The 24372-nt window shown below is 51.6% G+C and carries 22 protein-coding genes and 1 tRNA gene; 13 read left to right on the top strand and 10 right to left on the bottom strand.

What is annotated here, in order from left to right; genetic code table 11:
- The first annotated feature begins 28 nt into the window (after positions 1-28).
- Entirely contained in the window at positions 29-943 is a 915-nt protein-coding gene (locus tag CFLAV_RS04225; protein ID WP_202796841.1) for a carbohydrate-binding family 9-like protein, read from the top strand.
- Between the two features lie 42 nt (positions 944-985).
- Here the strand turns inward: CFLAV_RS04225 and CFLAV_RS04220 are convergent, their stop codons facing one another.
- Positions 986-1708, bottom strand: a complete 723-nt coding sequence (locus tag CFLAV_RS04220; RefSeq protein WP_050785621.1) for a response regulator — start codon at positions 1706-1708, stop codon at positions 986-988.
- 348 nt (positions 1709-2056) lie between these two features.
- Between CFLAV_RS04220 and CFLAV_RS04215 the strand changes: the two genes are divergently transcribed.
- Positions 2057-2476, top strand: coding sequence for a response regulator (locus CFLAV_RS04215; protein WP_040546908.1), 420 nt, complete (start codon positions 2057-2059; stop codon positions 2474-2476).
- Between the two features lie 156 nt (positions 2477-2632).
- Here CFLAV_RS04215 and CFLAV_RS04210 read toward each other — a convergent pair whose 3' ends face one another.
- The 3 genes from CFLAV_RS04210 to CFLAV_RS04200 all read right to left on the bottom strand — a co-directional run bounded on the left by CFLAV_RS04210 (position 2633) and on the right by CFLAV_RS04200 (position 7893).
- The gene (locus CFLAV_RS04210; RefSeq protein WP_007413387.1) at positions 2633-3526 is read right to left on the bottom strand and encodes a hypothetical protein; all 894 of its coding nucleotides are present in this window, start codon (positions 3524-3526) and stop codon (positions 2633-2635) included.
- Between the two features lie 102 nt (positions 3527-3628).
- Entirely contained in the window at positions 3629-5860 is a 2232-nt protein-coding gene (locus CFLAV_RS31800) for a sigma-70 family RNA polymerase sigma factor (RefSeq protein WP_007413386.1), read from the bottom strand.
- A 497-nt stretch (positions 5861-6357) separates the two neighbouring features.
- Entirely contained in the window at positions 6358-7893 is a 1536-nt protein-coding gene (locus CFLAV_RS04200; RefSeq protein ID WP_150107265.1) for a sigma-70 family RNA polymerase sigma factor, read from the bottom strand.
- 805 nt (positions 7894-8698) lie between these two features.
- On the opposite strand from CFLAV_RS04200, the gene CFLAV_RS04185 reads away from it, so the two are divergent.
- The 6 genes from CFLAV_RS04185 (at position 8699) to CFLAV_RS04160 (ending at position 14131) form a co-directional block, all read left to right on the top strand.
- Positions 8699-8893 (top strand): hypothetical protein, encoded by a 195-nt coding sequence (locus CFLAV_RS04185; protein WP_040546904.1) that lies wholly within the window; start codon positions 8699-8701, stop codon positions 8891-8893.
- 15 nt (positions 8894-8908) lie between these two features.
- Entirely contained in the window at positions 8909-10477 is a 1569-nt protein-coding gene (gene zwf, locus CFLAV_RS04180) for a glucose-6-phosphate dehydrogenase (RefSeq protein WP_007413381.1), read from the top strand.
- A 90-nt stretch (positions 10478-10567) separates the two neighbouring features.
- Positions 10568-11287, top strand: a complete 720-nt coding sequence (pgl, locus tag CFLAV_RS04175) for a 6-phosphogluconolactonase (protein ID WP_007413380.1) — start codon at positions 10568-10570, stop codon at positions 11285-11287.
- Between the two features lie 318 nt (positions 11288-11605).
- A complete protein-coding gene (locus CFLAV_RS04170; RefSeq protein WP_007413379.1) occupies positions 11606-12577 on the top strand; it encodes an acetyl-CoA carboxylase carboxyltransferase subunit alpha in 972 nt (323 codons plus the stop codon).
- Positions 12578-12619: 42 nt separating this feature from the next.
- Positions 12620-13609: a type I phosphomannose isomerase catalytic subunit gene (locus CFLAV_RS04165; RefSeq protein ID WP_150107264.1), complete on the top strand. Its 990-nt coding sequence runs from the start codon at positions 12620-12622 to the stop codon at positions 13607-13609.
- 87 nt (positions 13610-13696) lie between these two features.
- Positions 13697-14131 carry a phage holin family protein gene (locus CFLAV_RS04160; protein ID WP_007413377.1) on the top strand — a complete coding sequence of 145 codons (435 nt, stop codon included), beginning with the start codon at positions 13697-13699 and terminating at the stop codon, positions 14129-14131.
- Between the two features lie 16 nt (positions 14132-14147).
- Here the strand turns inward: CFLAV_RS04160 and trmB are convergent, their stop codons facing one another.
- The 4 genes from trmB to CFLAV_RS04135 all read right to left on the bottom strand — a co-directional run bounded on the left by trmB (position 14148) and on the right by CFLAV_RS04135 (position 19743).
- Positions 14148-14771 carry a tRNA (guanosine(46)-N7)-methyltransferase TrmB gene (trmB, locus tag CFLAV_RS04155; protein WP_007413376.1) on the bottom strand — a complete coding sequence of 208 codons (624 nt, stop codon included), beginning with the start codon at positions 14769-14771 and terminating at the stop codon, positions 14148-14150.
- A 477-nt stretch (positions 14772-15248) separates the two neighbouring features.
- On the bottom strand, positions 15249-15992 hold the full coding sequence (locus CFLAV_RS04150; RefSeq protein ID WP_007413375.1) for a hypothetical protein: 744 nt from the start codon (positions 15990-15992) through the stop codon (positions 15249-15251).
- A 9-nt stretch (positions 15993-16001) separates the two neighbouring features.
- Entirely contained in the window at positions 16002-19265 is a 3264-nt protein-coding gene (locus CFLAV_RS04145; protein WP_007413374.1) for a hypothetical protein, read from the bottom strand.
- Between the two features lie 400 nt (positions 19266-19665).
- A tRNA-Pro gene (locus tag CFLAV_RS04135) sits at positions 19666-19743 on the bottom strand.
- 108 nt (positions 19744-19851) lie between these two features.
- Here CFLAV_RS04135 and CFLAV_RS04130 point away from each other — a divergent pair.
- Positions 19852-20610, top strand: coding sequence for a DUF554 family protein (locus CFLAV_RS04130; RefSeq protein ID WP_007413372.1), 759 nt, complete (start codon positions 19852-19854; stop codon positions 20608-20610).
- Positions 20611-20615: 5 nt separating this feature from the next.
- On the opposite strand, the gene CFLAV_RS04125 is transcribed toward CFLAV_RS04130, so the two are convergent.
- Positions 20616-21452, bottom strand: coding sequence for a sterol desaturase family protein (locus CFLAV_RS04125; RefSeq protein ID WP_007413371.1), 837 nt, complete (start codon positions 21450-21452; stop codon positions 20616-20618).
- Entirely contained in the window at positions 21449-21997 is a 549-nt protein-coding gene (locus CFLAV_RS04120) for a rhodanese-like domain-containing protein (protein ID WP_202796840.1), read from the bottom strand. Before CFLAV_RS04120 ends, CFLAV_RS04125 begins: the two co-directional genes overlap by 4 nt.
- A 109-nt stretch (positions 21998-22106) precedes the next feature.
- Here CFLAV_RS04120 and CFLAV_RS04115 point away from each other — a divergent pair, with 109 nt between their 5' ends.
- The 4 genes from CFLAV_RS04115 (at position 22107) to CFLAV_RS04100 (ending at position 24372) form a co-directional block, all read left to right on the top strand.
- Entirely contained in the window at positions 22107-22703 is a 597-nt protein-coding gene (locus CFLAV_RS04115) for a hypothetical protein (RefSeq protein WP_007413369.1), read from the top strand.
- A 12-nt stretch (positions 22704-22715) separates the two neighbouring features.
- Positions 22716-22919: a hypothetical protein gene (locus tag CFLAV_RS04110; RefSeq protein WP_007413368.1), complete on the top strand. Its 204-nt coding sequence runs from the start codon at positions 22716-22718 to the stop codon at positions 22917-22919.
- Between the two features lie 212 nt (positions 22920-23131).
- Positions 23132-23788, top strand: a complete 657-nt coding sequence (locus CFLAV_RS04105; RefSeq protein ID WP_007413367.1) for an RNA polymerase sigma factor — start codon at positions 23132-23134, stop codon at positions 23786-23788.
- Positions 23785-24372, top strand: a complete 588-nt coding sequence (locus CFLAV_RS04100) for an anti-sigma factor family protein (RefSeq protein WP_040546894.1) — start codon at positions 23785-23787, stop codon at positions 24370-24372. The genes CFLAV_RS04105 and CFLAV_RS04100 overlap by 4 nt, the downstream gene beginning before the upstream one ends.

Below are 24372 nucleotides of genomic sequence, written 5' to 3'. Positions count from 1 at the left end.
GGCGCGCCTGCCACTTACTTTCTAACTTATGAAATTGTTATTGGGATTCTTAACGGTTGTATTACCCATGGTTGCACTGATGACGGCGCGGTGTGAAGAGGCGCCCACCCGTGCGCCGGCCGTTCAGTCCAAGTTCCCATGTGACCCGGAAGCGGCGGCGCATTACACGGCGTATCGTGTGCATGAGCCGATCAAAGTGAATGGCCGATTGGATGAGAAAGCCTGGGGAGCGGTGCCGCATTCGTCAAGGTTCGTGGATATTATCACCGGCAAGCCGGCGATGTATGACACACGCGTCGGGGTGCTATGGGATGAGAAGAATTTGTATGTGGCTTATTGGGTGGAAGAACCGCATGTGGCCGCGACGCTGACGAAATACAATTCGCCCATTTGGCAAAACAATGATGTTGAGGTGTTCATTGCGGGGAAGGACACTTATTACGAGTTTGAATTGAACGCGCTGAATACGGTGTATGAGGCATTTTTTGTCTGGGAGGATGTTTACGAGAAGGACGGTTTTTCCAAGATGCCGCAGTTTAAACGCTCGAACTCAAAGGTGCAGTCCTTCAACGGAGTTGGTTTCACAACGCATCCGAGAGGCAAACGGGTAGGCTCCTGGGATTGGAAGTTTCCGGGACGGAAAACGGCGGTGTATATCGACGGCACGCTGAATAATGACAAGGACAAGGACCGGGGCTGGACGGTGGAACTGGCGTTTCCATGGAAGGGGATGAAACTGCTGGCCAAGGCTGATGGACGCACTTTGCCGCCGAAGGATGGGGATGTGTGGCGAATCGATTTTTCGCGGTTCAATCAATACAAGGGATCGACGAATGATTCCGGCGGGTGGTTTTTGAGCCCGCACGGAACCTGGGATTCGCATATTCCGGAATGTTTTCCGTATGTCCAGTTCTCCACGAATGATGTGATGACCGTGAAGTAGAGCAGGCAACCGCTGAATTAACGGCGCGTACCGGAGTGCCGCTTAATTGGCAGCGCAGGCGGGAGTCGTGGGGTTGGCAGGAGCCTCGGGATTGGGCATCAACGATTGGCCGTTGGCATCGATCATGCCTTTGGCAATGGCGTAGCGGGTCAAGCTGGCAACCTCATGGATGTTCAGTTTGTTCATGACTTGCTGGCGATGTTTTTCCACGGTTTTGATGCTGATGCCCATGTCGCAAGCGATTACCTTGTTGGGTTTGCCGGCGACGATGTGCCCGAGGGTTTCCAATTCGCGTTCGGTAAGCTCGAAGCTGGCTTTCGTGCCATTGCCATTCGCAAACCCGGCTCGTACCTGGTCTCGCAATCTTTTGGCGATGCCAGGGCTGAAGAAGGCGTTGCCCTTATGGGTTTCGCGGACGGCAGCAACGAGATCGTTGGCGGCGGCGTGTTTGATGAGATAGCCGGAAGCTCCAGCTTCGGTGAGCTTTTGCACGTAGTCATCTTCGCCGTAGGAGGATAGGACGAGGACTTTTGCTGAAGGAGCCACTTCGGCAATCTTGCGGGTGGCCTCCAGGCCGTTCATGAGCGGCATGGCGATGTCCATGAGGATGACATCGGGGGTAAGTTTTTGCGCCATTTGTACGGCCTCGCGGCCGGTTCCGGCTTCGCCGACGATTTGGATGTCCTTCTCTCCGGACAGGAGGGCGCGGAGGCCTTGTCGGACTACGGTATGGTCGTCGGCTAATAAGACTCGAATATTTGGCATAGATTTGTGGGTAAGGATTTGTTCGCTACATTGACTGTTGTAGCTGATTTGGAAGACATTGCTATTAGCAGATAACCCCATAGGGGAAATGGGGCGCAACGTTCAAAGGGGAAAAGAGGAAAGCCACCAATGTTACCAGGAGGCCAAAGAAGTTATCAGATTTTCAAAACTTTAGCACGGGTTGGGCCAGTGTGGCAAATGAGGCAGCCTGCCAGGAGAAAAAACAATTTCGTTCCTTCACTTGAAACGTCCTGTACTGGTTGTAGGTTGCCGTGGGTAGCTTACCCTATAGCCATCATTATCAAATGCCGGAGACGTCTGGAGCCATATGTTTATTGTTTAGCCATTATGAAATCGATTTTGCTGATAGATGATTCCGAAGATGATGTTTTTTTCATGAAGCAAGCCATTGATACCGGGCAGTTCCCATGCAACGTAACCGTACTGCGGCAGGGCGAAGATGCCATTCAATATCTGGCCACGGCGGCTGAGCAGGTAAGTTTGCCGGACATTATTATTTTAGATGTGAAGATGCCAGGGATGGATGGTCACGAGGTGTTAAATTGGATTCGCACCCGGCCCAAGTTCAGGCACATACCGGTGGTGATGCTCACCATTTCCAACTTTGATCGCGACAAGGATCGTGCGTATCACTTGGGAGCCAATTCCTATCTGGTGAAGCCCAGGAAAAGCGAAGAACTCAATGCGATGGTGCAATTGCTGTCGAAATATTGGCTGGGGTTCAATCATACGTTGGCGTGGACGTAAGGGGGATTCAACACGGAGCTGTGGATGGCCACGAAAAGGCTCAAAAAGCACACAATAGGGGATGTGTCGGGAGACAAAAATGACGGGGGTGGAGAGGGAATTTGGAAGGATCGCCCACAGATTAATGTTAACCTCAGCGCCCTGAATCCAAGTGCTTTACTTGCTTTTAATTTCCACGGCTTGGAAGAGGTCTTTGCCAATGGGGATGATTTTGATGTTTTGCCAGGCATACAGAGTGTCGAATGCATACAGGGCTTCTTCTTTGAACATCCCAGTTTGGGTAACAAAAGTAAAAGAAGCAGAGGTGTCTGGGAGGGGCGCGGAACGGTCGAGTTGGCGGCCAATCAGCATTGAGTAAAGTTTTAAGGTTTCCTGAAGGTTGCTATCTGTACAATCGGCCCCGAACATTCTAGTAAGCCCGGGCGGAGTCGATGAGGTGGGTGGTAGAGGGGTAAAGGTCTTGATCTTCGAGGAACCTGGGTGGGCCATGGAGGCGTGTTCGATTGGCACGATCATGGCGAACTTGCGTCCATCGAGGATGTTGGTAAGGCTGGCTTGAATAAGAGCGTGGGAGAGGGCTTGGGCAGCGGCAGTTTCGTTGGTGACGTCAGCATCACAGCTGATCGTGGCAGATGAAAGGGAAGGTTGGAGGATCGTGCGATTGGTGAATCGGCTGTAGAGCCACTGGACCCGGTGGAGGCTGGCGTTGCGAAGATGGATGCCATAAGCGTTGGAGGAGTTTTTCGTATTGTTTTCCAGGGAGAGAGTGTTGGTCGTGCTGGATTGGTTGAAAGTGAGGTTAACTTTTACCGTGCGGTTGGTTGTATCAATTTGAAGAATTTTGCATTTGATCTCCTTACCGAATACCTCGGTTTGACCTTCGGAGTTGCTGATAACGAAGGAGCGGTCTACAGCGTCGGTCTTTTCCACAAGTACTTCTTTCTCGCCGGGCAGGTTGATGATGCCTGTGAGTTTAACCGGCAGAGATTCAGCGTGGGCGGAGGCAGAAAGGAGGCTGAACAGCAGTAGTGGAAGGAGAAGGCTTTTCATCTTTGGATGGATAATGTGCGGAGATTTGCCTTGGTGGGCAATGCGAAAAAATGGGGGCCGATGCAGCAGTTCAAAAGCAGGACTAAAAGACGCAAATTTGATTTAATAAAATAGGTTTGCTCCGAAATCCGGGGTCTTTCCATCCATGACCTCGTGCATCCATTTATCCAATTTGCCGAAGTCCATTTTCCAAAACTTGCGGCAGAGCATGAAATACTCCAGCACCGTATCGCGCTCGCCTTTTTTCAGAAGATCATCGGCCAAAGTCATATTGGGGCCAAAGCTGTTCATTTGTGGGGAACCGGGGCTTTTGCCGGCGGCGAGCAGATACTTTTTCGCCGCTTCTATGTTTCCTTCACGCACGGCAATTCGGCCATAAACCAAATTGGTGTCCTGGATGGCATTGCCGTAGTTCCAGTTTCCTTTATATTTTGGCAGCAAAGTCATCAATTCCCCGGCGTAGTTTTGCGCGGCCTCAGTCTTGCCTGCGACAAAACTTTCCTTGGCGGCAGCGCCGAGTGCATAAAACCGTTTCTCTTCCGTTTTAGCAGTCTTCAAATTAGACATTGCCAGCTTATAGTTCTGCTCGGACAAGTTTTGATCTGAGATTGTGAAACCGGACTTGATATGAAGCAGTTGGTTAATCTCGAACGTTTGAATCACCGTGAATAGGGCGATCCCAATCATGAACGCCCGCTGCAATCGCGTGGAAAGGGATTTTGCCAGGGGTTGGACAAATACTTCAGATTCCGGCACCTGACCGAGCGTGCGTTCCGCCGCAGCGAAATCCTGGACCCGGAATTTCTGCCAGGCGGATTCAGCAGCGGCGGCAACCCTGTTTTCAAGCTCCCCATTTGGCGAAGGATTTTCACCGCGCAATTGGCGCAATGCCCGCCGGTCCCTTTTGTGCATGGTTACGGAAACGGTTCCGTCCCGTTGGAGGATTAATTTGGATCCTTGCGATCCGAAGGCAAAAAAGGCCAAACTAAAATGCCAAAGCGACATATTCACCGGTGACATTCGCAGAACAAGTCCGTTATTCATCAAGCGAAAATCGTTTACCAACCACCGGTTTCCCAGAAAACGGGCGAAATCAAAGAGTTCTGAATTGTTAAAAACATGGCGTTTCGCAGGTTCGGCCATGACGGGCTCCACGTTTTTTAGCATGCCTTCGACTGAGCGGAGGAACAGATTGTAATCCGCCCGCATCGGCCTTCCGCTAAAAGTGAATGACATCAATATCATCTGCACAGCCACAAAGTAAGCGGTCCAAAGAATTGGTATCCATCCCAGGCCAATCATTAGACAGAAAACGGCAAATAATAGATTCGTTGCCACTATTCCGATAAAATATCGGTTGCGAATAATCTTCAGCCGCCTCGCCATTATTGAGCTCATAACAGAAGTGATGCCAGCCAACACAAGATAGAATGTGGCCAAACTTTCGCCCCGGTGAAGCGATGACAGAACGAACCAGGGGACCAGCGTCCAAATCACGAGCATCATCAAAGCAAACCACAGAATCCACCAACGCGAACTGCGGCGGAACAACCGGGCGCGGAAACCATCACGATCAAGGAAATTCCGTGATTCCAGCCGCATGAACAGCCATTGTAAGAAAATTCCCGTTAAAACCGAGGCGGCGGCAAAAAATGAAAAAAGGAATTTGAACGGTGTGAATTTGGCCAGTGCACCGAGGGCAGTTCCACCGAGGCCCGCAGCCGTTGCTTTCGTGGTAGAGGAGGCCAGCACACCAGCCATAACGGCAGGCACGAGGGTTTTGGCCGGTCGCAACTTTACGAGCGAGCCTTCGAGTTTTTCCTCGAGCCGTTCACGCATCGCGTGGCGGGCACGATGCAGGCGCACACGCAGGACGGCTTCAGAAATTCCCAGCGCCGCCGCCGCCTCCGCACCGCTCTGGCCTTCGAGATAAAACAACACGAGACATTCACGGTGCGCGGCGGGCAGTTCGGCCAAAGTCTGCCGCAAGGTTTCCGGTGTGTGGAGTGGGCCGGTTTCAACGGCGGAATTTTCTTTGGTGGACTGGTCAGCATTTTCCAACGCCCAACGTTCGCGCTTATTCAGTTCGCGGCGATGGCGCAGACCGAAGTTGATAGCGACTCGACGGGCAATGGTATTGATCCAACCGGAAAATTTTGCGCCATCGCCGAGCAGCCAGAGCCGCCGATACGCACGAATGAACGTCTCCTGTGTGACTTCTTCCGCCAACGCGGCATTGCCGAGACGGCTCCAGGCGACGGCGTAGACACGGCGTTCGTGACGCTCGACGAGTTCACGATAACGCTCGGCATCGCCACGCCGCACAGCCGCCACGGCGGATTCGTCCTGTTCTGCGTTTTGATTTGGGTCGCCCGGTCATTTCAGTCGGTATCATTTAACCGCAAGACAGCATTGAAGGGAAATTGTTACATTTTCAGATTCCGGCATGGGATTTTACGCGTCGTGCGTTGATTGGCATAAACTTTCAGTAGGTCGGCAGATGATGGTTCGTTTGGCCTGGGAAAGGCTGGCGCAAAAACCGCTTCATTGTTGATGCCTGCACATCAGGTGGTTGCGCCAGACAGACTCGGCTGCGGTTAGTGAACCGGCGAGCGCCATTGCAATACAGAACTGGTGTTACCGAGCACTCCAAAATCGTCCAATCTGAAGTCCGTGAAGCCGAAGTTGGAGGGGCAGGGAAGAAATGGAGAGGGATATGGGAAAAGGAGAAACCGCAGAGAGCGCAGAGAACCTATGGCACTACAAAAAGGTAAAGCTTGCGGGGACATGCCGAACGACCGAGAGGGAGAGGATAAGGGACTTTTGGCATGTCATTCCGCGATTTCGAAAATTACCTCACCTGCCCCGACGGCTTCATCCACATTAAACACATATTTAACTTTGGCGCCCGACAACCCTGATTGAACGTATAGGTCCTGGATTTTCTGTGCGTCGTTGGAGAGTGTCCGTTCATCCGATGGTTTGTCGGCGCTGGACGATAGTAATTTGGCAAGTTCGACCTCCGTGAACTTGGAGTTACCCGCGAAGCGAATCTGGCTTATCCTTGGATTTTCCTGTACGAGGTAGTTCAGTGTGACTCCCTCATCTGTGGTGTTATCCGCCACGCGAAGATTGTGGAACAAACCGGTGCTATAGAGGGTGCGCACATCACGAGCCACTGCCGTCTGATCAAAAATGTCTCCCACCTTAATGGAGATGTTCGTGCGAATCTGCTCTTCACCGACCTCTTGTGGCTGCTTTACGTGCGTTATGAGTATCTTTGCGACTGCCGGCGGGTGGGCTGAGCCTTTGCTGGCAGAGGCATCTGGCTGAGGCGCTCCCAATTGAGCGTTGTGATCACGAAGGAGTTTGAGTTCGTCCGACTGCCTGCGGAGTCTTCCCACTTCCCCTCGCAGCCTTAGCAACTCGCCGGTGGCGTGGGTCAATCTCTCATTTTCCTCGCGCAGAGAGGCAAGTTGGTGCGCGCTTTCATCGCGCTCGCCTTGCAGTTGCTGGATTTGCTCGAGTAGTGGCGCCTGCTGCTGCCGGAGTGTTCGAACCGCATCGCGCATTTGCGCGGCCTGGCGGGCTTCGTAGACTCCTGCCACGGCCAACACGGCGACGGTGGCTGGGACGAGGATTTTTTGCAGTGTGGTCATGGCCATGGCTTTGGTGGCGGCAGTGATTGTCGCGGTGGCAATGGTGGTTCCAGAAAATGCGGCGGCGGCAACGGCGGCGGCGAGCCCAACCGGCGCAGCTTGAACGGAATTTGCTGAAACGGCTCCGGCAATTGCCGATGCTGAAAGTGTCACACCCTTCCTGGCAAAAAACTTCCGCAATTTTTCCACTGCACGATTGACCCGCATTCGCGCGGCATCTTCACGCATTCCCAAAGATGCGCCGACCTGTTTTAGATCCTTACCTTCAAAGAAGCGGAGTACGATGGCATTATGTTCTTTTTCCCCCAGACAATCGAGTGCCTCATCCAACAAAGGCGCGATTTGTGTCCAGACTTCTGAATCCGATTCATTCAAAATAGATTGCATGTGCGACTCCTGTTCGCGGAATTGACGGCGGCGTTGAATTTTCAGTGTATCGGCGGAAACGTATCGGGCGGTGCGGCCGAGCCAGCCGGAGATGATTGTCTTTGGGTTGAGTGATTTTGCCTTGCGTGCGAAGAGGATGAAAACGCCCTGGGTGATTTCCTCAGCCATATGAGGGTCGCGGACGTGGCGCAGGGCGACCGAATAGACCAAGTTAATGTGCCGTGATACCAGAGTGGTGAACGCCTTCTCTGAATTGCTTTGGGCAAATTCCCGAACCAACGTCATGTCATCGCTCATCATTTTACCAATAGATGGACGCAAATGTGGAAAGCGAACAGGTTAAATCAAAGATTTTTGGCCGCCTAGGCTGATATGGACGGATGGGACGAAGTATGTGAGTTTAGGTGCTAAAGTTAATAATAGTATAAATATGTGTTGAAAGTTTGGTGCGCATTCTATACAAGAAATGCATAGATACGTAATCAGTATGTTTTAGTTTAGAGATCAAAGGGAGTTTGTATGGCGTATGATGTGTTTGGCTATGTCGGACTTGTCCGGGGTTTTAATTCGGTCGTCCCGATGGGACTCGAAATTTCGAATGCCGATTTTCGAGTGTCGAATTTGAAAGCTCTAACGGTGGATAACGCCAGATAACGCCAGATAACGGTGAAAAGAATTTATGAGGAGGGTTTTCAGTCGAAAAGGAACTCGGTTGTCGATCAGGAGATGGATGAAGACGGAGGAGACTGCGAGGGGCGAATTTCGATTGGTGAATGAAGGAATCGGAAGGCCAAGGAAATTTTGAATGGCGAATTTCGATTTTCGAATTGAAACAAGAGGAAAGATTGAAGGATGAGAGTTGCGAAAACAACAAAGTGCAATGGGCAGCGACATCAGAATACTTACCCCAGGTGCGTTTCGGTCGGTGGTGGTCGGTAATGGTCGGTGGAAGTCGCTGGTGGTCGGTGAAAAAAATAAATCGGTCAGTGGCCCGGTGTCCGTGGTCAGTTGCTCCGAGGTGCTGAATGATTTGGACGGAGTTGGGAACGGAGAGAATTCGACCTAGTTCGAGTTACTTCGACTTAATTCGAGTTAAAAAATGAAAGAAACGTTGCGGAGGACGAAAATGGAAACATTGAAGTGTCACAATCTGGTGAATTATGCGGATGAGAGATCAGATGAGCTGATTGATTCCTGGCCGTGCTGGCTGCGCGCGGGAGGATTGGAAGGGAGTGACCAGGATGTGGAAGCCATCAGCAGCTACCGGGAGTCATCGGCAGGTGCGATTGTGATTGTGGGGAAACAAGAAGGATTGAATTAATGGCTGGGGTCAGCCATGTTACCGCTCATGGAACAGGATCAATTGGATGAGTTGATGGTATGTCGCTTGAATGAGGCGCGGAAGACGGTGGAGCCTTGTTCAGTGGTAATTTTTGGCGCGAGCGGGGATTTGACGGCACGAAAGCTGATTCCGGCGCTGTATCATTTGTTCAAGGAGAAGCAGATGCCGGGGGAGTTTCGGATCATCGGCTTTGCGCGTCGCGAGAAGACGGATGAATCGTGGCGGACCGAGCTGCGCGAGGCGCTGGATCAATTTTCGCGGACGAAGCCGGTGGATGATGCGGTATGGGCGGAGTTTGCGAAGCATGTGCATTATTGCAAGGGCGAGTTTGGCGATCTGGAGGCTTACAAGAAGTTGGAGCAGCAGTTGGCGTCGTTTGGGAATGAGGCGTTGCGGAATAATTTATTGTTCTATCTGGCGACGTCGCCGAGTCAGTTTGGTGAGGTGGTGGAGATGCTGCATAATGCGGGGCTGTTGCATAAAAACGAGGAGAAGGGCTGGCAGCGGATCGTGGTGGAGAAGCCGTTTGGGCATGATTTGGCATCGGCGGTGCAGTTGAATGGTGAATTGACCAAGTACGCGCATGAAAAGCAGGTATTTCGCATTGATCATTACCTGGGCAAAGAGACGGTGCAGAATATTTTGATGTTCCGGTTCTCGAATTCGATTTTTGAACCGCTGTGGAATCGCAACTTGGTGGATCACGTGCAGATCACGGTGAGCGAGAGCCTGGGTGTGGGTGGTCGTGGTGGGTATTACGAGGAGGCGGGGGCATTGCGGGACATGGTGCAGAATCATTTGTTGCAGGTGATGTCGTTGGTGGGAATGGAGCCGCCTGTGTCGCTGGATGCGGAGCCGATTCGTGATGAGAAGGTGAAGTTTTTGAAGTCGATCCGGCCATTAACCGAGGCGAGTGTGGGCAAGCAGGTGGTGCGTGGGCAGTACTTCGCGGGAGTGGTGAATGGGGAAATGAAGCAGGGATATCGCCAGGAGCCGAAGGTGAAGTCGGATTCGAATGTGGAGACGTATGTGGCGCTGAAGTTGTTTGTGGATAACTGGCGTTGGTCGGGTGTGCCATTTTATTTGCGAACGGGGAAGTATCTGCCGCTCAGTGCGAGCGAGGTGCGGATACAATTCCGTCCGACGCCGCATGTATTGTTCGCGGCGCAATGCGGGACGAAGTTGGACCCGAATGCGTTGACGCTGAGGTTGCAGCCGAATGAAGGGATTTCGTTGAGATTTAACGGCAAGGTTCCAGGAACGAGCACGAGTGTTCGGCCGGTGCGGATGTCGTTTAGCTATAACAGCGAGTTTGGCGCTTACACGCCCGAGGCTTATGAGCGGTTGTTGCTGGAAGCGATGGCAGGGGATGCGACCTTGTTCATTCGCCGTGATGAGGTGGAGACGGCGTGGGGGATTGTGGATAGCATTCGCAAGGGCTGGGAAGGCAAACCGCTGACGAACCGGGAGTTTTATTCCGCGGGAACGTGGGGGCCGGTGGCGGCGGATGACTTGCTGTCGCAGGCCGGGCATGTGTGGCGTGATCCGCAACCGGTGACCTAAGCATTTTGTGGTTTTGCCAGGGCGGCGATCAAACTGCGTCGCCCTGGTGTTGAACGGGAGGAGAAGCGGGAGACTGGATGATGAAATATTATGGCCTACGAACTTTTGACATTTGCGAACGATAAGGAGTTGGCGGAGGAAGTGGCGAGACGCTGGTTGGCGGAATTGGCCAAAAGGGATACTTCAGTGATTTACACTGTGGCACTTTCCGGAGGGCGAATTACCAAGGCTTTTTTCAACGAAATTGTTAAGCAAAATAAAACAAAACCAATTTCTTTTGATGGTGTTTACTTTTTCTGGGCGGATGAACGCTGTGTTCCGCCAACTGATCCGGAGAGCAATTATGCTGTGGCTAAAGAGCTTTTGTTCGATCCGCTGGGAATTCCGGAGCGACAGGTTCACCGAATTCGCGGGGAAGAAAGAGAGTTACTTGCGCTATCGGATGCAGTGAGCAATATTTGTAATGCGGCAAAGCTTAATGCAGCAGGGCAGCCGATGTTGGATTTGGTTTTCCTGGGCATGGGTGAAGATGGGCATGTGGCATCGCTCTTCCCGCAAGAAGTGGAAGAGGAGAGACAAAAGCCCGAAATTTACAGGTCAGTGAGGGCAGTAAAGCCGCCGCCGCAACGGATTACGCTTGGCTATAAGGCTATCGGAGCCGCCAAAGACATTTGGGTGCTGGTTTCCGGGGCGGGGAAAGAAAAAGCGTTAGCGGAATCGATATCGCCGAATGGTGAGACGCCATTGGCCAAGGTTTTGAAATTAGGGAATCAGGCAAAGATTTTTTCGGACGTGAAGCCTGGCCGGTAAGTGAGTGAAAAATTGTTCTTTCTCAGAATGAGTTGCGACCTGAAAGATTTTTCGGAAATAATTTAAAGTATTTCCGAACGAAATATGGGTTAAACAATCTATATTTCAGTAGATGTCGCTGTTCGTTTAGGGTTGGCATAGGGATTATGCTAGTAGTGAGGTTCGAACAGCGTGAAATAGTTGACCTCATTACCCTTCTGAGCGCCTCGGTGAAGGCGTATTAATCTCCATCATCACTGAGCCAGAGCAATCTGGCTCTTTTAATGTACAGAATTCGGCATTGCGTGGAGAGTGATGACAACCTAAACTGCCCGCCGCATGAAAAATCTGCTAGATTTTGAAAAGCCGATTTTTGAACTTCAAGCAAAGCTTGAGGAACTGAAGAAGCAATCCCGATCGCTGGGAGTCAGCTCGGAAGAAGAAATTAAAAAATTTGAAGAAAAGATTGCTGAAACTCAAAAGCAAATCTTCTCGAATTTAACGCCCTGGCAAAAGGTCCAGTTGGCGCGGCACCCCAAACGTCCATTCACCCTGGATTACATCCGGAACACGTTTAGTGGTTTCAATGAGTTGCATGGGGACCGGTTATATGCGGAAGACCGCGCAGTAGTTGGAGGCTTTGCTTATCTGGAAGACAAGAAGGTTATGGTGATCGGGACCCAAAAGGGGCGCGACACCAAGGAGAATATTTTGCGCAACTTTGGTTCGGCGCATCCGGAGGGTTATCGCAAGGCGCTCCGTTTGATGAAGATGGCCGATAAGTTTGGTTTGCCGATTGTCACGCTGATTGATACGGCGGGAGCTTATCCCGGCATTGGAGCTGAAGAGAGACATATCGCTGAAGCAATTGCGGTCAATCTTCGCGAAATGATGTTGTTGGAAGTGCCCACCATTGCGGTTGTCATTGGCGAAGGCGGGTCAGGCGGGGCGTTGGGAATTGGAGTGACCGACCGGGTTTTAATTCTGGAGAACGCCTATTATTCCGTCATCAGCCCGGAAGGCTGTGCGGCGATTCTGTGGAAGGATCGTGCCGCGGCGCCCAAAGCGGCTGAAGCCTTAAAAATTACCGCCAAACATCTGCTCGAATTGAAACTGGTGGATGAGATTATTCCAGAACCGCTTGGTGGTGCTCATAACGATTCCAAAATGACTGGCGCCACTTTAAAAACTCATCTCCTGAAGCAACTGGATCAGTTGGAGAGTTTGACTTCGGCTGAACGATTGAAGCAGCGTTACGCACGTTTCCGCGCTCATGGACATTTTATTGAGAAACAGATTCCGGCTGCCTGATAATTACGAATGACGAGCTGCTGGATTCATCTCTGCTGATTCGTGCTTCGCATTTCACTGATGCTTTATCCGCTCACATTTAAACCTATTTTCAAGGAACGCGTGTGGGGCGGTCGCAACCTGGAGCGGCTTTACAAAAAGCCACTGCCACCTGATGTGCCGATTGGGGAATCCTGGGAAATTTCTGATCGACCAGGAGATGCCAGCATCATTGCGAATGGGCCTCTGGCTGGTAAGGATCTGCGCTGGCTGATGGAAAATCACGCTGACGAATTATTGGGGGCGTCCCGTCGCAATACGAAGAGCTTTCCGTTATTGGTGAAAATATTGGATGCTCAGGAAAAGCTTTCATTGCAAGTGCATCCTCCCGTAGAAATTGCCGCCAGCATGGGTGGGGAACCGAAAACTGAGATGTGGTACGTCGCGGAAGCGACACCCGAGGCAGACCTGTTTGTTGGTTTGAAAAAAGGGGTTACTCGTCCGGAGTTCGAGCAGAAAATTAAAGAAGGAACAGTTGCGGAGTGCTTTCATCGCATCCCGGTCAAGAAAGATGACGTCATGTTCCTCCCGAGTGGGCGGGTCCACGCGTTGGGAGCAGGAAGTGTGATTTTTGAAATCCAGCAGAATTCAGATACGACGTATCGGGTGTTTGATTGGAATCGGACGGGATTGGATGGCAGGCCGCGGGAATTGCACATTGAACAATCGCTCAAGAGCATCAATTTTGAGGATTTTGAACCCCGGCTGATCACAAGCATTTATTCGAGAAGCCCGACATTCAGCGTGCGGGTTTTGGTGGACGATCCTTTATTCAGGATTGATGCCTGCAAGGTCAAGCGCGGGCAGCGGTTCTATATTCGTAGCGAAGGGGCGCAAATTCTTGGCATACTGCATGGCCGTCTGGAGGTTGGGTTTGGCGAAATCAAGGTTTTGGCAGGAGCCGGGCAATTTGTGGTACTGCCAGCCTGTTTGGGGCGTGTGAGCCTCACGGCCGATACGCAGGTTGAATTCCTGCATGTCCAGAACCGTTGAGCAACCGTTTTTTAGGCGATAGAAAGCTTGCTGATAATCAAGGACAAGAGCGATATTCTGTATTAGTCTATACGATTGGATTAAATCATGCCTTCCAGACTGAAAGAATTTTTAAAGAGATGGGTGATAACCACAGCCGCTGTGTTGGTAGCGCTTTATATAGTCCGTGGCATCAGCTATGAGACAATTGGCGGCTTGCTCGTGGCGACCTTCATCCTCGGGATTTTGAACACTTTATTTCGACCGCTCAAAATCTTCCTGGGGATTTTTACGTTGGGGATTTTTACGCTGGTCTTCAATGCCCTGCTTCTTTATTGGGTGGGATCATTGGTGAGATCTTTTCATGTCGACTCGTTTAAGGCAGCCTTCTGGGGTGCTCTAATAATCAGCATCGTCAGTTTTATTTTAAATATTATCACCGGCACGGGCGGATCGCAGATAAAAGTCCGCAAACAGGCTCCGCCTCCGGCTCCTCCACCTCCACGGCACGACGATGGCGGTGGACCGGTCATCGATGTTTGAGGGGCAGTGAAGTGATTTATTCCGCCCGGGAGTAAGCTGCCCGAAGTGTATTTACCCCACGCGAGTGGAAGGTGCGCTCGAAATCGGTTACAACCGCGCTGAGTTCGTCGGGCGTTTCCACCGGGCGAAAAGCCGCATTAGCTGCAAAGACCGTGATCATTTGTTCAAAGTAATCGCGGTCATCCGTGCGAAGATATACGACACCTCCAGGAATCAAAACCTGTCGGGCCAGTTCGGTAAAACGTTCGTTAATCAGGCGATTTTTGCGATGTTTACGTTTGGGCCAGGGATCGGGAAAATAAATATGCAACGCGTTTACCGAGGCGGTCGGGAGGAGATATTCCAGAAAGTACGCGGATTCAATCCGAAGACCACGAAGGTTCATCAACCCGGCCCGACGTCCCTTGCGATCCACCTTCCGCAAGCGACCCAGCAAACGTTCGACGCCGAGAAAGTTGTGTTCCGGATGCAGCCTGGCATAGTTAATTAGAAACGAGCCGTCACCACTGCCCAGCTCAACTTCCAGCGGTTGGGAGTTTGGAAACAACCGGATTGGATCAAGCCGCTCCACGATGGAGTTTAGCTTTAGAATTAAATTTGGCTCAGCCGCGGGTTTCGCCGCAGTCATTTCTTGCTGCATAAAAAAATTTAACAGGGAGTTGCGGCAGGAATCAATACCGGCGGAGAAGAGATGGTCGGGGCGGTGAGATTTGAACCCTCAACCACCCCTACCGATTTACCCAGCTATTCAAGCATTTCTCAGAGCGTCACAAACACACAAATAGCGACACAAAGTTCTGGCCCACCCTGTCCATCGCAGGCTCGCCGAGTCGCGATCCCAAAAATCGAGTAAAAAGCGACCAAAATACATTAAGCAATCAACTCCATTTCGAACTCTTTTAATGAACGCCTGTTGCACCAGGACGATCCCAAAGTCACAGGCGAAATCTCATTTCATGGAATTCTGGAAATGCCTGAATTCATCATTTGCGGCCTAACGATACGATAAAACCGCCTGGGGTTCAGAAGGCCGACGGCGACCTGCACCCTCACCACAATCCACTGGCGATCGAATGGATGCACTGGAGCAACCTTTCTCCACAAAAACTTCGAGTGTCTAAACCGCCGGCGGCATGGTGTCGCCGTCTGGTTCAAGCCCGAGGTGGTATCGCATTGATTTCAGGAAATCGACAAGGCACCTGACATCAGCGAGGAGAGCGTTGTCCTCAACGAATCTCACGTATTGAGCCTTGCCAGCACTCGTTAGCGAGCAACGAACACTCCCGGCTACCTCTTGGGGTTCTCTCTCGGCTGCTTTATGGTTCCCCTTCAGGAATTCACTCAGCAAATCGATTGAAATGAGGTCCTCGATTTCACAGTCGATTCCTCGCCAAGGTTGATTCGCTTCGTCCACCAATTTTTGCATTTGCTCAGGGCTGCGCGTCGATCTGGGAAGCAACCGCTGCAACAAGAATACGTCGCGCCATTTACGATAGGTTAGGTGTTGCCCGGTCAAAGAGTTACAGCCCCGTCGTCCGGGCATGTCGTCGTCGAAGAGTGCAACTGCATAACACGCCCGTTTCCCATCTGCAGAAAGGTCTACGTCCATAATCGCCCTCAGCGGATGGAAATCTCTTTGCAGTCCAAAGGCCCCCCCGTCGTCACCGATGCCGGTAGGAAAGATGCTGATTTGGGTGCTGATCAGAGCTTTGTTTTCCTTCTGCCGATAAAGCCGGTCGGCCAAGGAAAAATAGCGCTGCTCATGTTCTCCTTCGACGAGGATGTTCAGTTTTGAGATTTTCCACCCGCGTCGCGATGCAAACGCGCGTGCAATGTCCCCAGGCTGGAAGCTTGTTCCCATGTTGAGTGGCTACGATTCCGTGTCCTGGCGAGCAGGTCTGAGGAAAGGACCGTTCCTGCCGAAGCTTACTAAACATTTGAATTTGTGACCCGGGGGCATATCCTGAGCGCCAAAGTCTTGAGGAATAAACGGGGCGAGCTCCCCTTTAAGCTCCGTAACTCTTGCCATAGGCCTGTAACCTCCCCGCTCCACAACGCGAGCCTCACAGATTCTTCGCTGCCCTGCAGATCCGATACGTAGCCATGTTAGACGCGGCGGCACATCGACAAACGTGTCGTAGCGCAGAAACTCGCGTCGCAGGCTCCTGAATTTTCTATTGGCGTCCGGGCTTCGGCCTTCCTGGTGGAGAAGGATCGCCTGTTCTAACTGGATCTGCAGGGGCATGCGGTAGCCGGTGCCCTCAAGCTCATCAAGCAGCCGCAGCTGCGCGGAAAAATCAGCGGGCCTACTCGCGCATAGGAGATCGTAACGGAATCTCAGAATCATCCAATTTGACCTCTCTCCTGCGTTTTCCAGAACGGACAGCGCGTTACTAACGTTACGCTGTGGTAAGTCGGCAAGATCGTACTTATTCAAGTCCTGTATCCCCTCAGTCAGGACTAGCCATGCCTCGGCGAGCACGCCAAATGGATTAGCCCCAACATTCAGTTGCTTTAGCTGCTCGGGCCGCCCCGAGCGGAGCAGGTTGAGGGCACGATTTGCGAGCTGCGTCAGTTCGGTTTGTCTGAATTCAGATTGCTCACGGGCGACCGCCTGGTAGATGTACCCAAGCGCTTCAGCCGCGCTTGAGATTGCTTGGTCCGGATGTAGCTCCCCGTTTTGAATCAGGTTTTTCGCACTCGTTTCGAGAACATAGCTGTTGCCAGGATCCTCTTGGAGCGCCCTCAACGTCGTTTCCGTGGCCTTCGTTCTTAGGGCGATGATGACCTTACTCTCGGTGCCTTTCTCTCGTTCCACGTCAGCCAAGTCCTGGTACGCGAGAGCAAGGGAGTTCAAGAGGTTTATGTTGGTTTCCTCATCCGGGCTGTACTCGAGGTCGTTCAGAGCAAATTCGAGGTATCTCACTGCCTGATAAAGCAATTCGCTACGCTGGTCCAGCGTTACCTCAAACTCCCTTTGTTTCGCTACCCGCCGGAGCGAGATGGCCACATGGTGATTGAACGTTCTGCTTACCTCTCGAACGCCGGCTGGCACGGCATTGAGTAGGTCTAAGACTTTTCGCCAGTAGGGCACAAATTCTTGGTTTCCATCCGCATCGAGCTTCAGCACCTTCACAGCGAAATCGATAGCCATGCGTCTAAATGGCTTAAGCGCCAACCCCGGTCTGGAAATCACCCTCTTCAGGAGCAGCAATCTAAGTTCGACAGGATCGGTTGCTTCGGTCAAACGAAGTTTCTCCATCATCTTTCGATCGAAAAACGTAGAAGTCACAAGATATCGGCCTAACAAATCATGCGCCATCGCCCAGAGTCTTTCCGTCCCGACGGATTCCCTGATAAGAGCCAGAGCAGGCACAGAAGACCTGATATCTTCCAAAAGGACGGAGTAGGGGTACCGCTGGCTAGGTGATGGAGGCATCAATCCTTCCGGGAGCGGCTGGCGCTCGATACTGAGTGCCGCGATCTCTAATAGAATCAATCTAGTATCATTGTCGATCTCTTCATCACGAAATGAGGCGTAAAGCCAATTTTGAATGGACTGCTCCATGTCCAACTGGCCCTTAAGCCAAAACCCCAGGGCGATCCAGAAGTGGGCAATGCTCGAGGTTATGTGGTCCGGCCTGTGGTTTTCCCAGAATCCTCGCCATTCGTTTTCTGTTTTTTCCCTGCCGATTTTACGTAAGAACTTGTTCAGATGCTTGCCCAGATTCAGCGCCTCCCTTATTTCCAACTCGTGCTTGATGTAACTCAGCTGTCGAAGCCGCGATCCACGGCTTAAATCAAATGGAACCTCCGGGCCGCTAATTGTTAGAATCACCACAGGCCGCGCTCGAAAGGTTAGGGTTGCGAGAAATGCACGCAGTTCTGATGACCTGCCCTCCCAATGCGCCACGTCGAAGACAATTAGCCAAGGCGTTTCAAACGCTTCCGTTGGAACGGCGTCAATCTCCGTCGGCCTCGCTCCACCGGGCTCCGTTGCAGCGGATCCAACGTGGACCCGGTGCAGAAAACTCGAGACCTCCAGCGGGTCGGGCTGTTCGAGGGCCTGCCGGGCAAGTAGCACGGGATACCCCAATGTAGCAGCCTCGAACGCCAACATGCGAGCCATTGTCGTGCCTCCAGCACCTGGCTCCGACACTAGCGAACAGATGCAGTTCTCGGATGGCCCGGTCTCCGCAACTGTTTCAAGAGCTTTGATAAGTGCATTACCAGCTTTTTGGTCGCGCGGCCACGGCAACCCGGCCGAATAGGGCTTCCAAGAACATGACGATTTCGTAAAAAAGGCATCAAATTCCTCTTTGGCAAGTTCGTCCGGCTGAAGTAACGAGAGATCCCGAGACCTGATAAGGTCATATCTATCCAGCAGGGGACGCTCAATAAGTTCACTTTGGGTTATATCGACGTCTGACGCCGAGCCCTTCTGATTCCTCATACGAATGATCAGCCTGTCTTCTGTAAAAACAGCTTTTAGCCGGCCCGCAAGAGATGGCACTAAGAGACTAAGAGGTGATTCACAATGGTCCACGGCCGGAGCGGAGCCTGACTCGCCTAACCATTCATCCATCCGCTTCGCATCGGCTTCGGCCGAGCTTACGAGACATATCAATGAGCGGAAGGATTCCTCTTTCCAGAGAGCAAAAAAGTCGGCAAGCGGCTGTTCTCGCCCGGCGCTCACTAAGATAACTGTGCGCGGCCTGGCTGCAACTAATTGGTTGATCATATTGAGCCGGCGGCGGGTAGTTGCGAGACGACCCAAGGAAGCCGCCTCTTCCGGTACTTGGGCATCGCGTCTACCAGATAGTAGGAACACCGGAAGCGCCCGCGGTGGCAGTTGGGTTCCTTCGGGGTCGGAAGCGACTACATGGACAAAGCCGCGCCGTCTGTCTACTGGTGTACCAGCTGCATCGATAGATTGAATCGTTTGGATCAATCTTGGCTCGTTTGACTCGCATAAGACCATTTTCCAGGGCAACGAAATGAACTCTCGCAAGTTTTCCAGATTGGTCGACGAGAGATCGAGGCCGTCGCCAAGCCACAGCGCAACATCACGATTAGCCAAGGAATGCATAACCGTGTCGGGAAACTGCTCCTGCCTGATTCTCACGCTTTTCATAAAGCGATCCTTATACCCACATGCTCTGAATAGCACAAGCTATCCCACACAACTCTTCTGCACCCGCGGATCTCAAGCAATGCATGGGCCAAAACCCGGCAAGAGAAAATGTGCGGTGTTACCGTTTACGAGCGCGCCAATTACCCAGGCCCTCGCCGACGCGCATAAACGTGGCGTCACCATTCAGGTTCCCACCTATGACGCCGTTGCATCACTGCCTAACTCAACTTGCAAGGGTTGGGAATTGGAAAAAAGCGAGGCGATATCAAGCCGCTCTGTGATGGAAGTTAAGCGGAGAATCAGATTTGGCTCGGTTGCGTGTTGCCCACCGGTCATTGTTTGCTGCATATAGAAGGTTAACAGCGAGTAGCGGAGGGAATCAATACCGGCGGAGAAGAGATGGTCGGGGCGGTGAGATTTGAACTCACGACCTCGTGGACCCGAACCACGCGCGCTAGCCAGCCTACGCTACGCCCCGAACCAGATGGAAAATGTGCCGTGTAATGCGCTGAAAAGCAATGTTGTTTTTAAGATGCTTTCGCAGGAGAAATGGAATCGGCTGAACTTTGCGCTTTGAAGATGGAGAATGCCGTGGTTGAGTGATGACATGTCGACGGGAACACTCCTGACGGGAACAATTCTTAATGCGCTGGGAATCCTTATCGGTGGTTTGATTGGGTTGAACCGGAACCGCCAGCTGTCCCAGTCCACGCAGGTCGCCCTCCGGGGAATCATGGGGGTTATTACCGTGTACGTGGGGCTTCGGCTCACGGTCATGGGTTTGAACGGGAGCGCCGGACAGGTGTTAAAGCAGGTGGCAATTTTATTACTCTCCATGACGCTTGGCAGAATTATTGGCCGTCTATTACGCATCCAGAGCACGTTGAATCGTCTTGGCCAGCATGCCAGCCAATCATTTGCGAAATCACGACCAGAAGATCCTAATCGAATCAGTGAAGGTTTTACTCTGTGCACACTCTTGTTTTGCGCCGGCCCACTGGGGCCACTGGGAGCAGTGGCGGATGGGCTGTCCGGCTATTGGCAACCGCTGGCCATCAAAATGGTTATGGACGGCCTGGCTGCGATGGGATTTGTGAGTATCTATGGATGGGGAGTGGTGCTATCGGCGATCCCTGTATTCATTTATCAGGGAACCATTACCTTGGGGGTACAGCGATTGGAGCCATTCCTGAGTCAAAATGGCTTACTGGATTCCGTCAACGTAGTGGGAGGCATGTTGGTATTCTGCGTGGCCTTGATTGTTTTGGAGCTGAAAAAGCTGCAATTGGCTGATTACCTGCCGAGCCTGGCTGTCGCGCCTCTGATTACTTATTTTTGGCGCTGAAAGATTTACTTTCGTTCCAAATTCTTTGGTGCCCTTTCTGCCAGGGGAGTTTTCATGAGCCCGGAAAGTGTCTGGTCTTCGGCAAGGTCAAATTCGTCCAATCCGAAATGAATAGTGTGGGAGTCCTTGCGCAATCGAAACGAACGGAACAAGCGGTCCCAGAATGAGAATAGAGAAGAATAGTTTGAATCCGTTTCGATCCGCCACCGGGAATGATGCACCTTGTGCATGGCCGGAGTGACAATCAAAAGGCGCAGGAGATTGTCCACTCTCCGCGGCAATCCCACGTTGGCGTGATGGAGTTGCACAACCAGGAACATAATTGTCTCATACACGATCAGTTCCCAAAAGCGAATTCCCAGCAGCGCGATCAGCGGGATGCGCAAACAGGAGGAAAAAAAGATCTCGCCAAGATGGAATCGACTGGCAGTAGTTACATCCATGTGAACATCGGAATGATGCATGCGATGAAAGCGCCAGAAGAACGGGATGCGGTGATTGATGCGGTGCCACCAATACATCCAACAATCAAGTAGCAGCAGGGCTCCAGGGAAATGGAACACAATCGGAACTTTCAAGTAGTTTAATACACCGAACTGATTCCTTTCAGCCCATTGCGAAACAGCAAACCAAAGCGAGGCGAAAACAAAACCAACCAGCAGGGCATTAATGACACCCACGACCAGATTGCGGAAAACATGTGTTCCACGCTGCCTGCCCGCTGTATAAGCAAAAAAAGGAGCGAAGCTTTCCCAGGTTAGCAACAGCATCAGTCCCGTGAAAGCCACAACACTACGGATTAATTCCAGATTGCGGATGAAATTGTCGGAATGGGGATTCATTTACTGAGTGGAGCCCGCGCTGATTCCTTAAGATTTGCGGAATATTTTTTGTTATACGGATGAACCACTTTGACCGGCTTGCCATCGTGTTCCAGCGGGCGGTCTTCATTTGCCCATTTGAAAATGGAACCTTCAAGATTGCAGACGTTGGTAAATCCTGATTTTTGCAACCTTCCAGCAAGGGCTGATGAACGATAGCCGACCGAACAATACACGACGACGGTGCGGTTTGTCGGCAGGGTGGTGATCAATTGTATTACTTCAGCATCCGGATTGACCCTCTGGGCTTGAGGCAAATGGCTGATGGCAAATTCTTCCGGTTCACGCGCATCCAATAAAAGAGGCGCAGGTCGGTTCGTATCATTCAACCACGAAGCGAGTTCTGCGGTTGGCAACTGTCGCACGGACGGGAATTTGGCGTGAATTCTTTCACTTATCGTTTCCTCGCCAAAAGTTTGGGCTGTCATCAGCAGGAAAATGCTCCCAATAAGCGACACTTTGGCGAGGCAGGCAGAATGTTCGACGCGCATGAGATATTTATTCACATCCTTAAAAATATAACAGCTAATCACGTTTTGTTTCTGTCTGGCGTCAAATTTCTGGGGTGCTCACCCCATTGTGAATAAGTCTATTTCTTTTTTCAATTTCAGGACCATGCAAACCTCTATAATTCACTCAACTACTGAAGCAAATCAGGACCTGGAGATCAAACCGTTCTTCAATGTCGTCATTGCATACGAAGATTTTGCTGCCGGGAAGCATGCTCAGGAAACCTACGATTTTTTGGTAAGCCAACTCGGGCGCGACTACATATTTTCCAATCAGATGTGGAAGTTTGATTTATTGGGAAATTCAAAGATGAAGGAGATGGCGGTAAAGGATGCGGAGGCAGCGGACCTCATCATCATTTCCTCCCACGGGACCAGTGAATTGCCTGGCGAAGTGAAATCCTGGATTGACCAGTGGACTTCCGAGAAAGGCCATGCCATGGCGTTGGTTAATCTCGTGGATTGTCCCGAGGAAGGGGGAGCCGATTCAACCCAGTTGAAGGTGTACCTTCAAAGTGTCGCCAGGAAAGCCAAGATGGACTTTTTCTCCCAACCGAATGAGTGGCCTGATAAGGAAGTAGAACCCTCCAACAGACACAACTCCGAAATGGCGCAACGCACTTCAAGTCTGATGGCCAATTTTATTCATCACAGCCACAATCATCATTGCACATCCACGCCCCGGTGGGGAATTAACGAATAATCTGGTCGCATCATGGCCCGCAAACTGAATTCAAGCGAAGAACTTGCTTTTTTACAACCTCGTTCATTTATTGAGCTCTGGTGTGATAGCGAACAGCATTATCCCCAAAACTTTCGCCAAAAAATAACCCGGACCCTGCCAGAATTACAGCCCATGGCTCCACTGCTACAGGGTTTGGCACTCGACGGGGATGGCATCGATGATGACTGGTTTTAAACTCCTATTGATCAAGTGCTTAGTCCATTGGAATTAGCAAAGAGCAACTTGTCATTCCTCTCTCTGCTCTCGTTTATTGGCAATCCGGAAAATTGCCAGGATTCTTCTTCCCAAAATAATTCCGAACTAAAATCATCTCTCAGGCGTTAAACCCTTGTAAGGTCCGAAGTGACTTGGGTTATGGCAAGAACTGGGAAAAACGCAGGAAACTGATGATTGGTTCGATCCTCAAATCGTTACCGTCGATCTTTTCGGCCACCGATGAGCAGGCAATGTGGCGGGTTAAAATGGAAGATGACCCGCAGGCATTCGCCCAGTTGGTGAAACGATGGGAAAAGCCGATCCAATCTCTCTGCGCCAGAATGACCGGCGATCTGCATCGAGGTGAGGATTTGGCCCAGGAGACATTTACCCGGATTTATGCAAAGCGGAAGGAGTATGAACCTTCTGGCAAGTTTTCCACCTTTATTTGGCGCGTGGCCCTGAATATTTCCTACGACGAGCTGCGAAAAATCAATCGCCGTGGGGAGATGACCCTCGAAGAGGATGAGGAGTCGGGCAGGGAAGAAATCATCGGCATCGATGCCAGCACTCCTGAACTGCGCCTCGTGGAACAGGAGCGGGCGGACATGGTTCGGACCGCGTTGCTGAAGCTGGGCGAGCCCTACCGGACGGTGGTCGTCATGCGCCATTATGAGGGGCTCAAATTTCGTGAAATCGCTGAGGTATTGCAGATTCCCGAAGGCACGGTGAAATCGCGCATGGTCGAGGCTTTATCTCAACTCAACCGGATTTTAAGTCAGGTAACGAACGTAGGAGAAACATCATGCAATCGATCAAAACAGCGGAACGAAATCCCTCTGATATGAAGCATCCCACGCAGGAACAATGGATGGCTTATCTGTATGGCGAATCGGCAGCTGCCGAGAAAGACGAGATGTCCGCACATCTTGCGCAGTGCGCCGACTGCCGCGACAAGGTAAGCCGGTGGAGAGGCGTGATGAATTCGCTCGACGATTGGAAATTGCCGGCAGCAGCAAAGCGCCCACTTGTGCAGCCGATGATGAAATGGGGAATTGCTGCAGCTTTAATATTGGGACTTGGTTGTGGATTGGGGATGTCCCGACTTTTTTCAAAGACGGAGAGCGTTGTCCTTCAGCAGCAGATGCGGCGGGAATTTCAAGCTGAATTGAAGAGTGCATTGGATAATCAGCGAGTGCAGCTTTTGACGGAAGCAACGAGAATGGCAGAGGAGAAGCGGGCGGGGGACAAACAAGAGATGGCGGCTGCGATACGCCGCATCAGCGCAGCACAGCGCGCAGACTATAATTATCTTCAAAGAGAAGTGGAAACCATGGCGGTGATGACCGAAACCAGCCTTCGGCAAACACACCAGGAACTCAATACTTTGGCCAATACGACGGAGCCCGGTACCGGCTCGACCACACAATAA

This window comes from Pedosphaera parvula Ellin514, assembly GCF_000172555.1.
Taxonomy (GTDB): domain Bacteria; phylum Verrucomicrobiota; class Verrucomicrobiia; order Limisphaerales; family Pedosphaeraceae; genus Pedosphaera.
The sequence above is the reverse complement of the archived record's forward strand: the minus strand, read 5'-3'. Positions and strand labels throughout refer to the sequence as shown.